This window comes from Neolewinella persica DSM 23188, from assembly GCF_000373105.1.
Classification (GTDB): Bacteria; Bacteroidota; Bacteroidia; order Chitinophagales; family Saprospiraceae; genus Neolewinella; species Neolewinella persica.
This window is the reverse complement of sequence record NZ_KB890413.1, coordinates 351,091-363,339: the sequence shown is the minus strand read 5'-3', so window position 1 is coordinate 363,339 and position 12,249 is coordinate 351,091. Positions and strand designations below refer to the sequence as shown.

The following is a 12,249-nucleotide window of genomic DNA, read 5'->3' as shown; positions in this document are numbered from 1 at the left end:
CGTTTTCTCAAGTCAGAGCTGGGTTTGGAGTCGCCAAGGCTATGGTTTTGGGACAACCGCATGAAGCTGATGAGTATCGTCACCTTGGTCTATGACTTCATGCTCCAGATATTGCGCAACTGGAAAGGCTGGGTTCCTCTTTTTTTAAGAAATTACTGTCATAGAACTGGAAAGCGGTACCGAGATGCCTCGATACCGCTCTACAGACTTAGAATGGCCATCTCGATTTGCCTCACTTTAATGTGGGCTCAAAATTCGGGATGACTCATGTTTACTAAGCAAGTAATTGACGTTACTTCAGCAATGAAGGAATGAATTACCCCATCATCTTCACCGAACGGTCCACAAACGCCTTCAGGTCCGCACCCGTCAGCAACTGCTGACTCAGCAGCGCCAACTGATAAAGGTGGGTGGCGTTTTCGGTACGCTCGCCTTCATCCTCCTTGCCCAGGATCTGCTCCTTCACTACGGGGTTGTTGGCGTTGATGACGACGTTGTACATGTCGGGAAACATGCTGGTATCCATGCCCTGGAGCATCTGCATCTCCTTCATGCGGCGCATAAATTCGGGGCGGACGATCTGGACCGGAGCATCGGTAGTATCAAGTGGCTTCAGCTCTACGGAACCGGCCTGGCCGACGATGTCGGTAAACAGGGTCTTGACCGTTGCCTGATCGTCTTCGCTCAGGAGATTTTCTTTCTCCTCGTCTTTCTGGACAAGTTGGTCCGGCGTAGCGGAGTCGACGCGGACGAAGGTCATCCCTTCTTTTTGCTCCAGGCTCTGGATGAAGGGCGCATCGATGGCGTGCTCCAACTTAAGTACGTCGTAGCCGCGCTCGATGGCACCAGCCACGAGGGTGTGCTGTTTGTTTTCGTCGGCAGTGTAGATCGCTACCAGCTTATCGTGCTTGTCGGTCTGGTTTTCCTTGATTCGTTCTTTGTATTCCTCCAGCGTGAATTTCTTCCCCTCGTTGTTCTCAAGTAAAACGAACTTGACGCCCCGGTCGTAGAACTTCTCTTCGGAGATCATGCCATACTTCACAAAAACGCCGAGATCAGCCCACTTGCTTTCGTAGTCTTCCCGATCATCCTTATATAAGCTGTTCAGTTTTTCGGCTACCTTTTTGGTGATGTAACCGGTGATCTTCTTCACGTTGGTATCTGCCTGCAGGTAGGAGCGGGAAACGTTCAGCGGAATATCCGGGCTGTCGATCACGCCATGCAGCAGGGTGAGGAATTCGGGTACGATCTCCTTCACGTCGTCGGTAACGTATACCTGATTGCTGTACAACTGGATCTTATTCCGTTGTAGCTCCAGTCCGCCCGATACTTTCGGGAAATAGAGGATACCGGTGAGGTTGAAGGGGAAGTCGATGTTGAGGTGAATCCAGAACATCGGTGGCTGGCCCATCGGGTACAGTTCGCGATAGAAGTTTTTGTAATCCTCGTCGGTCAGGTCCGCAGGGTTTTTCTTCCACAGCGGATCGGTATTGTTGATGATATTATCAACCTCCGTTTCCACTTTGACGGGCTCCGGCTTCTCTTCGCCTTCGATGACGGCTACGTCGGAGTCTTCGTAAGTCGTCTCCGTTTTGGTGCCGAAGCGGATGGGGACGGGGAGGAAACGGGCGTACTTATTCAGCAGGCCTTCGATCTCTCCTTCTTCGAGGTACTGTTCACTGTCTTCGCTGATGTGCAGGATGATGTCGGTACCCCGGAAATCCCGGTCACCTTCACCAATTTCGTAGCTGGGGTCACCTTCACAAATCCAGCGGACAGACTTCGCGCCTTTCTGCCAGCTTTGGGTAACGACCTCCACTTTGTCGGCAACCATAAAGGCAGAATAGAAACCAAGGCCGAAGTGGCCGATGATGCTGGCGTCGTCTTTGTACTTGTCCACAAAGTCCTGGGCGGAAGAAAGCGCTACCTGATTGAGGTATTTTTCGACTTCCTCCTTCGTCATACCGATACCCCGGTCGCGAATGGTCAGGGTTTTAGCTTCTGCATCGATCATGATGTCGATGGTCGTTTCACCGATCTTTCCTTTGACTTCACCTTTGCGGTTCAGGGTCTGGAGTTTGCTGGTGGCGTCGACAGCGTTTGAGACGAGTTCCCGGAGAAAAATTTCCTGATCGGAATAAAGGAACTTTTTAATAATGGGGAAGATGTTCTCGGTTTGTACCGATATATTGCCTTTCTGCATAACAAGGGTGGTTGTTAGTTGCTAATTGTTGATTATAAATGGACGGTAACCCCGATGATCATCGGAGTCGCCGGTTGAATCAAGCGCAAAACCTGTTCCAGTCATATTTTCCTGACTTTTTGACGGGAGCTGACTAATCCAGGAGCGCCCTTAGGTTCAACTTGTCTTGCTTCAACACTGCCTTGCTGCCAATTCGGTTTGCTTCACGCTTAGCGAGGTACACCTGTTCCGTTTGCCCCGGGGTCGGAATAAGGATCAATTTTTCACCCTGCGTGATGGCATAAACGTCCATCAGCGTGCTGTAGCCGGAGCGGCAGATGATGTGCCGGGCGGCGGGTAGGAGGCGGGTAAGCAGGGCAGCATCCGCAAAATCATGCACCGTAAGATCATCCGGTAGTGGGCCTGAAAGGGGAGGGGCGCCACCAGGAAGCCCCCGAACGAGCACGTGGGGGCCGGGAATGTCTTTTAATTGACTCAGGACGATGTTCTCCAGCTGCGTCCGCATCGGTTCCGGGCCAGAGAGTAGGGCCAGGAATTGCAGTCCCGGAGGGACGTCTTGTGTAGCGAGGGGTGACGGCTGATCCGCAGGATCGCCCGGACCCCCTCGTTTTCGTTGGGTGGCCGGACCCCCTCGTTTTCGTTGATCGGGTGTAATGAGTCGACTGAGCGGCCCAATGAAATGAACCGCTTCATAGCCTTTAGGGTCCGATAATTTGCCGCTGATCCGCTGCCCCGCAACGGCATAATCCGGTACCCAAAATTCATCGAATCGTTGCAGGTAGTGACGATAGATGAAGGAAACCAATGCGTTGTGCGTAATTGGATGAAGCTGGTGGGTGAGGAAGACAGAAGGAACTTCCGGGTCGTAGCAGCCAAAGCGGTTGTCGGAGATGATCCGGTCGATGCTTAGCTCCTTAATCAACTTCTCCATGCACCTGCGTTCGCGCCAGATCGTTTGCAGCCAGCGTGGGAGTTGCAGGGCTACGTTGAGGGGCATGAAGCGGGTCGGGTACGTAACGTCATAGGCCGGGAGTTCGTAGACTTTGAGGCCGGGGCGTTCGGCTTCCAGGAATTTTTTGGCGCGGCCGCAGGAGGCAAAGTAAGTTGTTTCGCCAGCTGCCTCCAGGGCCTCCGCCATGGCCAGACTGCGGGAAGCGTGGCCCAGTCCCCAATCCAGGATGCAAAGTAAATTCCGACGACCAGGCTGTGGGGAGTGCATGGCGTAAAGGTATTGGTTACCCGGCATTCATGCTGGCGCGCGTTAGCCTCCAACCTACCGTATTCTAATACCTACCTTGTTGGAACGACCAGGGTAGTACGTGATTTCTACCCTTTTTGCAGCAGAAACGCCCAATAGTGATGGCTGGAGGGTTCCGGAAACGACGACTTGGTTGGTCGGAGGTTCCATCACCTCGGGAATAAGCACGCCGGAATCATTAAAATGGCCAAGCAAATCGCGAGCCCCCCAATTGTGAAGATAGATGGCGCCATTGGGGCCAGCGGAAAATTTGAAGTCCTTGGTATGCTCGTCGATTAGGGTAAAGGACTTACGGACCTGGTCCAGGTAGCGCATGTCTTGTGCGGTAACCGTGTTGGTCACTTTTTTTACTTCCCGCTCCGGTAATTCCGGCCCTACGTAGACAAATCCCTCAATTCCTTTTACGTTTGCCGGATACTGGTTGGCACCTGAGTCTTTCAACGAAGCCATCAGTTGGTTATACGTTTCACCGCTGCAGGCTGGGGGAGGGCCAAAGGGGACGTTGGGCTGAATGCGTATACTTCCATTGCCACTATGTTGCCCTGATGGTATGATCCTGTAACTAAAAGTCTGCCTCAGCGTGCAGGTGAAATCGTTAAAGTATATTTCCCGGACACCTCCTCCGTCTCCATTCAGAAACAGCATAACGGTTTTATTTCCCGGAGCCTGTACGCCTGAGTAAGTTCCCCTTAGGTGATAATTGAGGCGCACACTTTGGTCTTCAAAACCCTGTTTGTCCTTGAGGCGCTCTTCCAAATCCGCCGACCGCTGCTGTATGGATTGGTTACGGACGTTTCGAATAACAAAGAGCGCAACGACAGCTGCCAGCCCTAAAAGAATTCTCATCGGTTTCATGCGCATTTATTTGTTGGTAAAGTTAGGTCAAATATCTTAGCTTTAAAAATAAGCTAAGGCGTGGTGTATTTGTCGCGCTTGATTTTATCGTGATCCACTATAGAGCAATGAAGAAAATCTGAAAGCGTTAGCATCTGTGTCCATTATTAAGCAGAAACCATGAATAATCTCGACGAACACCTCATTCCCCGTACTCCCTTTACGGTCGAGGCAGCGGACCTGGCCTGGTGGGAGGCCCGCCGCCCCTACTATAACCTGTTTTTGGTGGGTATGATCGGGCTGATGCTGTGGCAACTCTTTCCCATGGCCAGGAATTACGGTTGGCCGGGAACCATTTTCTGGAGCCTGGTCTATGTGCTTTCTGCCAATGTGTTCTATTGTCTGGGCTACCTCTTCCCCCTGTTGCTGAAGTATTACCTGAAAAATGATTTTGGCCTTCCGGGGATGGCTTCAATCACGTTTAACCTTGGGGTGATCATTAGCCTGCTGTGTACCAGTATTATTTATGTGTGGTGGTTGCTCCCTTTTAGGGGGTGAGAACCGCTAAGTTTAGGATGGCCGTCTGCCGAATCCTTTTGGACCTGACGAAGTCGGACCAAAAGTTCGTCAGCCGGTTCTGGCCTTAGAACTCCGGCATAAATGCTAGGGAACAAGCACGAACAAGCTACCTTTGCCGTTCCCTCCCGGTGAGGGCACTCCAGTGCCCGTTTTATGCCGGCAATTTCGGGCACTGGAGTGCCCTCGCCAGATGACGCGACTTATGCAACAACGATCTACCTTATTTGCCTTATTATCTTTTCCTTGGACCTGCGGCCCCGCCCCTTCTGAAAAGGGAAAAAAGGAGGAGGGGAGGAAAGAGTTCAGCCCTGGTAACCTATTGTCCCTGCGTTTGCTACTCTCATTACTCCTTCTGGCCTTTTCTCCCTTCCTTTCCGCGCAGGTTACCACCGCCTCCATCACCGGTAAGATCACGGACCTGGTCAATGAGGCACCCGTTGACTTCGCCACCGTCTACGTAAAAGGCAGTACCACCGCCGTGGAAAGCGGCACTACGGGCCGCTACCTCATCAACGTTCCGGCGGGGGAGGCCTTCGTTCTGGTGTTCAGCCGACTCGGTTACCGGGAAACAGAAGTGAACGTTGGGGTGCTGCCCGAGGCAAGCACCAAGCAAATTGACGTGGCGCTGGTGCCCGCAGAGAGCACGCTTGAGGTGGTCGTCCGGGAAAGTAAGATCGAAGAAGGCGGTATGATCCGGGAAACACCCGAAGCACTGCGCCTGCTGCCCTCCACAACGGGCAACCTTGAAAGCATCCTGCCCCACCTGGCCCTTGGTGTCAGCTCCGGCGCCGGCGGCGAACTGACCAGCCAATACAACGTGCGCGGCGGCAACTACGATGAGAACCTGGTGTACGTCAATGGCTTTGAAATTTACCGCCCGCAGCTCATCCGTGCGGGCCAGCAAGAAGGCCTGACCTTTGCCAACATGGACCTGACGCGAAGCCTCAGCTTCAGCTCCGGCGGTTTCGAGGCGCAATACGGTGACAAGCTGAGCTCAGTACTCGACATCAAGTACAAACGGCCAGACAGTCTCCGTGCCGGTATGCAGGCCAGCTTCCTTGGCGGTTCCGCTTACCTGGAAGGAAGTTCGAAGGTGAATGATGCAGGCTTAAAGAAATTTCGCTACCTCTTCGGCGCGCGCTACAAAACAACGCAGTACCTGCTGGGAACCCTGGAAACCAACGGAGAGTACACGCCAAATTTTGTAGACATACAAACCTACCTTACCTACGATTTTAACCCCGAACTCCAGCTGGGGCTGATCGCTGACTACAACCGGAGTATCTACAATTTCACCCCGGTGGAAAGAAGTACGGCCTTCGGCGGCTTCTTCGAAACCCTTCAGCTCTTTACCCGCTTCGACGGTGGTGAGCGGGATGACTTTTTGACCCAGATGGGTGGGCTTTCTCTTACCTACATCCCGGAAAAGAAGTCGAATCCCTTCTTTCTTAAACTGCTCACCTCCGCTTTCCGGTCGGACGAAAATGAAGGCATTTCTATTTCCGGAGACTATAGCCTCGGGCAGCTGGATACCGACCTTGGGTCAAGCACCTTCGGCCAGGTCCTGAACGAACTTGGTGCTGGTACGCAGCAGCAATTTGTCCGGAACTTTCTCGACATTCAGGTTTACAACGCTGAACTGCGCGGCGGCCTGGAAGTAAGCAAACGAACCGCCGAGGTCAGCAAGGCCCACTTCCTGCAATGGAGCCTGAAGGCCCAGCATGAAGTCGTAGACGATTTCATCAACGAATGGGAGCGGCTGGATTCTGCCGGCTACAGCCTGCCCTTTGATCGGACGCAAGATGCCGTGGAACTGTTCTCCGTGTTGAAAACCGAAAATGAACTTCAAAGCACTCGCTTCAGTGGCTTCCTCCAGGATACCTGGACCTGGCGGAAAGAGGACGTGGCCGACATCCGTTTCAGTGCCGGCGTCCGTGGAACGTACTGGGACCTGAACAAGGAGTTTGTCATCAGCCCCCGCGCCCAATTGCTCTACAAGCCGCTGGGTGGCACGGCCGACATCAGCTACAAACTGGCCGGTGGCCTCTACGCCCAACCTCCCTTTTACCGGGAAATGCGTGGCCCCGACGGCGAGGTAAATACGGACCTGCTGAGCCAGAAGTCCGCCCACATCGTTGGGGGTATCACGTCAGATTTTTACTACGGAAAACGAAATCCCAAGAAATTCCGCTTCATTGCCGAGGCATACTACAAAAGCCTTTGGGACCTGGTGAGCTACGAGATCGAAAACGTCCGGATCCGGTACTCCGGCCTGAACGACGCCACGGGCTACGTGGCTGGGCTGGACCTGCGGCTGAACGGGGAATTCGTCCCTGGTGCCGAATCCTGGGTAAACCTAAGCCTGCTGCAGGCCCGCGAATCGCTGACCGACGTGCAGCACGCCACCGTAACCGGCCGGGACCCGGAAACGGGCGAAGCCATTCGGGAAAACGTAGACTATGTACCGCGGCCCACGGATCAACTGTTTCAACTCAGCCTGTTTTTTCAGGATTACCTGCGCAATAATGATGCCTTCCGCACCCACGTCAACCTGACGGTTGGCGGCGGGCTGCCCTTCGGCATCCAGGGCAACAACATCATTGACCGCAACACCCTGCGGTTTGATACTTACCACCGGATCGACATCGGCTTCAGCTTCCGGCTCTACGACCGGGAGAAGTCGAAGAAGCGGGACACCCACTTCCTGAAGTTCACGCGCCAGACCTTCCTGAGCCTCGAAGTATTCAACCTCATGCAGGTGGCCAACCAGGCGGGTAATACCTGGATCAAGACGATCGGGAACCAGCAATATGCGGTGCCTAACCGGCTGACTGGGCGGCGGATTAACCTTCGGTTGAAAATGGATTTTTAGGGTAGAACCGCTTCGCGGTATTTTTTACCATTAAGGAAGGTAAGGGCATTAAGGGAGCACTAAGGATGGGCTTTGACCCTAAATAGGTTCTTTACCCAAAGATTGAAACCTTTTGGTGCATCAGCTAAGAAGTTGCAGTAAACTAATGCCCTCAATGATTGGCGGCGACGCTTTGCGTCGTCTTAAAGGCCTCCTGCTTTGATTAAGGCCGGGAACGGTCTTAGCCGGATGTAAATTGGAAGGGGCATAAAAGGGGCTTGTAACAGTAAATGGAATTGTATTTGATGGTTGATAGTAAGAAAAATGTGCAGTTAAATAATTTATAACGTATCTTTACGTTATATAACGAATTATGCAAAAGTTAACTAAGGCACAAGAAGATATTATGCACCTTGTCTGGGAGCTGGGAGAATGCACCGTCGGCGACTTGCGGGAGGCCATTGAGCAGCGCGACGGCAGCAAGCCGGCACACAGTACCGTCAGCACCCTGGCCCTGGCCTTGCTGGAGCGGGGCTTCGTGACGGCCAAGAAATACGGCCGGACTTTCGTGTACAAAGCGGCGGTGAGCCGCGAGGCCTACGGGCGGCAATCGCTGGGGCAGCTGATCAAGAATTTCTTTGGCGGCTCGCCGTCGCTGGCGGTCAGCCAACTGGTAGAGCACGAAAATTTAAGCCTGGAGGAGCTCAATGCGCTCGTCCGTAAACTGGAAGAGGAATGACCCCCGAAATCCTCGAATACCTCCTCCGCGCCACCGTCATCTGGCTGGCATTGCTGGCGTACTATTTCGTGGCCGGCCGCAAGGCGAGCTTCCGCTTTCAGCGGTTTTTTCTGCTGGGTGGGTGGCTGTTCGGCTTGCTGGTGCCGCTGTTGCCCGGCCTCGAGGGGGAGGTGAGTTTGCCGGTGGCGAACTTGCCGACCATTTCCTTTGCCGGGCCGGCGGCAGCGGCAATGACGGTGGAAATTGTGGCGGAATCTACTTTGAGCTTCACGGATTTCTTGCCCTGGCTGTACCTTTTCGGGGTGCTCATTTTCGGGGCGCGGCCGCTGGTGCATGGCTGGTTGACGGAGCAATATATGCGAACCGGCCAGCGAAGCACTTTCAGTGGCTATCCGGTGATCCGCCATCCGGGCATCCGAAGCCCGTTTGCGGCTCGGGGTTATGTCTTTCTGCCCGCTGGTATGACCGATGCCAGCCTGGAAAACACGGCGCTCCTCCACGAAAGCTCGCACCTGCGCGCGCGCCACCACTACGACAAATTTTTACTGACACTCGGCAGCACCCTGCTCTGGTTTCACCCACTCACGTGGGTTTACCAGCGGCTGCTCGCCACCGTCCACGAATACGAGGCCGACGCGGCCGTGCTCCGACAGGTGCCGGCGCGGACCTACGGCCTCCAGCTCCTGCACTGCTCGTTGGGCCCGACGCGCGGATTGGGGCTATTTTCCTCACCCCTCAAACAACGAATTGAGATGATTACTAATAAAACTTCGGGGCGGAAGCTCCGTCTCTTACCCCTGCTCGGGCTTTGCTTGCTGTTGCTTGGACTGGCCGCTGCGTGCAGCGATATTACGGAAGACCTGCAACCTCCCACCCAGGAAGAAATTCCAGGTTTACAAGTTCTTGATATCGGCCCTGAATTAACTTTAGTACCGGATGAGTACCCTAAACCAATTAAGGTAGTCAACGAAGCACCGACGCTGGAAACGTTGATCAAGTCAATTTACCAGAACATCAAGTATCCGGTAGCTGCCAGAGCTGCGGGAGAAAATGGGTTTGTCCGGCTGAACGTGGTATTTTCCGAAACCGGAGCAGTGCTCAGCATAAACATTATTGGCCTATCCAGCGAAGATGATGAAGACGAAACCAATAATCTTGTGGTGGTTGGGTATTCAGATGCGCCAGCCCAAAAAGAAGCGGCGAGGGCTGCTCCGTTTGCCGATGAGCTGGACCGCCTGATCAATGAATTAGCTCCCTTTACGCCGGCAAAAGTGAACGGCGAAGCCGTTCCGTTTTCAATGAATTTCGACATTCAATTTAAGCTGGAATAACCATCAGAGGAAGATTCCCTTGAGTATTTAGCCGGCCCTACGCACAGAAAGGGTCGGCTAAATTATTTAAGGAAGCTATTGTCTTCCATCATAGTCCAGTTCTCCAATTTTATGCCGTTGATACGGGACATGTGTTTGGTGTTGTTTGTCACCAGGGTCATGTTGTGGTGGACGGCGGAGGTGGCGATTAGAAGGGGACAGCGCTAAAATCATCTCCTCAAAATTCTCAATGCCAGTTTCTACGGGAGCACCCGTGACGTACACCTTTTAAGTTTGTCTTAAAGATTCAACGAAAGGCCGTTCTCAATAGTTGCTACCTTTGAAACTTGCCTCACTAATACCACCTACTCTGTTGGTGGTCGACAAACCATCCCAATGCTCCTGCTTTCCATCCTCCTCGCCCTCCTCCCCGCCCACGACTACCACGTCTCCAAAACGAACGTCCGGTACGTGGCGGATAAAAACCAGGTACAAGTTGAAATGCACCTCTTCGTCGAAGATCTGGAGAAAGATATGATGGCTTCCGGAGCACCGGAAGCGCTGGAGATTGGCACCAAGCGCCAGCATGAAGACGCAGAGCGCTACTTGTTAAGCTACCTCGAAAAGCACTTCACGGTCAACTGGAACGGTTTAGACCTGCCCCTGGAGGTGGTCGGCTATGAACTGGCCGACGACTTACACGGATTGTGGATTTACCAATTGGCGGATGTGGCTGGTCCTCCTGCGGAAGTCGTCCTTAAGAGCACGCTACTGACCGGTACATATGCCGACCAGAAGAACATCGTAAAGTTGTATAATGGAACTGAACGCTCGGCAACCTTGCTGATGAGTAAGGACCAGACTACTGCGCGGTATTGAGCGCCTTTATGGGGGCTGCTCCAACTTTTTAAAAAATTGTACTGGCTTCGGTTAACGACCGTTCCCCTATCTTTGAGATTGCAAAAAACATCCGTCTTCACCAATACCTCCGAAACATCAGGAGTATATGAAGACCTACACTTCCCCCCCGCCCGCCCTTCGCATCAAAGACCTTGGCGTTGGCGATCAACCCCGAGAAAAATTGATGGCACTGGGCGCCCGTGCGCTTTCCGATGCCGAAATTGTTGCCATCCTGCTGGGCTCCGGTATTCCCGGCGCGTCGGCATTGGAAGTGGCCCGGCGGCTTTTACTATCGGTTAATCACAACCTTCATGACCTGGCCCGCTGCGAAGTGACGGATCTGCGTCGTTTTGCGGGCATCGGCCGGGTACGGGCCATCCGGCTGGTAGCAGCGTTGGAGCTGGGGCGGCGGCGCGAAGCCGCCGCTGTGAAAGAGAAGCCCTACCTGGGCAATAGTGAACAGTCTTTTGCCTACCTCCGCCCCCTCATCGGAGATCTGCCACATGAAGAGTTCCACCTGCTCTGCCTCAACCGGGCCAACCGATTGTTGGGCCATCACCTCATCAGCAGGGGAGGAGTGACGGGGACAGTGGCCGACGCAAAGACCATTTTTCGGGCAGCATTGGGCCACGGCAGTGCAACCTCTCTGGTGCTGGCCCATAACCACCCAAGCGGGCAGCCATTTCCCAGTCTGGCAGACATCCAACTGACCCGCAAACTAGCAGAAGGTGCCCGAAGCCTGGACCTTTATGTGCTGGATCACATCATCGTGGCCAACCGGGAGTATTATAGCTTTGCGGATAATGGAGCTTTATACCCGGAAGAGTAATAATATTGTTCATGGCGGTACGCAAATGCTCCTATTGGCCATGAGATTTTAAGCGTCGGTATTCTACGATTCCCAACTAACCTCACAATCGCTTATCTTCGCGCCACTAAACAAAGTCGGAACCCGGTAAAGGCAACTCTTTTCGGGGACAAACGACCATAAAAACAGCTTCCAATGGCCACTACCTCGGACATCAAGAACGGCTTTACCTTCAAACACAACAACGACATTTTCACCATTGTCGAGTTCCAACACGTGAAACCAGGTAAAGGCCCCGCATTTGTACGGACCAAATTCAAGAGCCTGTCTACCGGGCGGGTACTACAGGAAACCTTCCCTTCCGGTCATAAGATCGAAGAAGTAAGGGTGGAACGGCATAAAATGCAATTTCTCTACAAAGATGATATGGGCTACCATTTCATGAACAACGAATCTTACGAACAGGCGGCCATTGCAGACTACCTGATCGAGAACCCAGGCATGCTGCGGGATGGTGATATGGTGGAAGTACTCTACAACATGGATGACAACAGCCCTCTGACCATTGACTTGCCCCAGTACATCGAAATGGAGATCACTTACACCGAGCCAGGCGTAAAAGGAGACACGGCTACGAACACGCTGAAGCCTGCCACCGTTGAGACCGGTGCAGAGGTCCGGGTTCCACTTTTTATAAATGTTGGTGACCGAATTAAGATCGATACCCGTACAAATTCTTATGTTGAGCGCGCAAAAAGCAAATAACC

Annotated in this window: 10 protein-coding genes; 7 read left to right on the top strand and 3 right to left on the bottom strand. The window is 53.3% G+C overall.

Annotated elements, in window-relative coordinates:
* Window positions 1–316: 316 nt before the first annotated feature.
* The 3 genes from htpG to B036_RS0101585 form a co-directional block, all read right to left on the bottom strand.
* Complete coding sequence (gene htpG / locus B036_RS0101600) at window positions 317–2,203, bottom strand: molecular chaperone HtpG (protein WP_020566934.1); 1,887 nt, start codon at window positions 2,201–2,203, stop codon at window positions 317–319.
* Between the two features lie 133 nt (window positions 2,204–2,336).
* Window positions 2,337–3,422, bottom strand: coding sequence for a hypothetical protein (locus B036_RS0101590; protein WP_157471987.1), 1,086 nt, complete (start codon window positions 3,420–3,422; stop codon window positions 2,337–2,339).
* Between the two features lie 54 nt (window positions 3,423–3,476).
* Complete coding sequence (locus B036_RS0101585; protein WP_026231577.1) at window positions 3,477–4,316, bottom strand: hypothetical protein; 840 nt, start codon at window positions 4,314–4,316, stop codon at window positions 3,477–3,479.
* 159 nt (window positions 4,317–4,475) lie between these two features.
* Here B036_RS0101585 and B036_RS0101580 point away from each other — a divergent pair, with 159 nt between their 5' ends.
* From B036_RS0101580 to efp, 7 genes are all read left to right on the top strand, one after another.
* Window positions 4,476–4,853, top strand: a complete 378-nt coding sequence (locus B036_RS0101580; RefSeq protein ID WP_020566931.1) for a hypothetical protein — start codon at window positions 4,476–4,478, stop codon at window positions 4,851–4,853.
* Window positions 4,854–5,205: 352 nt separating this feature from the next.
* Window positions 5,206–7,746 (top strand): TonB-dependent receptor, encoded by a 2,541-nt coding sequence (locus B036_RS0101575; protein ID WP_245557433.1) that lies wholly within the window; start codon window positions 5,206–5,208, stop codon window positions 7,744–7,746.
* A gap of 352 nt (window positions 7,747–8,098) precedes the next feature.
* Window positions 8,099–8,464 (top strand): BlaI/MecI/CopY family transcriptional regulator, encoded by a 366-nt coding sequence (locus B036_RS0101570; RefSeq protein ID WP_020566929.1) that lies wholly within the window; start codon window positions 8,099–8,101, stop codon window positions 8,462–8,464.
* Entirely contained in the window at window positions 8,461–9,795 is a 1,335-nt protein-coding gene (locus B036_RS0101565; RefSeq protein ID WP_020566928.1) for a M56 family metallopeptidase, read from the top strand. The genes B036_RS0101570 and B036_RS0101565 overlap by 4 nt, the downstream gene beginning before the upstream one ends.
* A gap of 375 nt (window positions 9,796–10,170) precedes the next feature.
* A complete protein-coding gene (locus B036_RS27650) occupies window positions 10,171–10,653 on the top strand; it encodes a DUF6702 family protein (protein WP_020566927.1) in 483 nt (160 codons plus the stop codon).
* A 127-nt stretch (window positions 10,654–10,780) separates the two neighbouring features.
* The gene (gene radC, locus B036_RS0101555; protein WP_020566926.1) at window positions 10,781–11,503 is read left to right on the top strand and encodes a RadC family protein; all 723 of its coding nucleotides are present in this window, start codon (window positions 10,781–10,783) and stop codon (window positions 11,501–11,503) included.
* Between the two features lie 174 nt (window positions 11,504–11,677).
* Window positions 11,678–12,247 (top strand): elongation factor P, encoded by a 570-nt coding sequence (gene efp / locus B036_RS0101550; protein ID WP_020566925.1) that lies wholly within the window; start codon window positions 11,678–11,680, stop codon window positions 12,245–12,247.
* Window positions 12,248–12,249 lie beyond the last annotated feature (2 nt).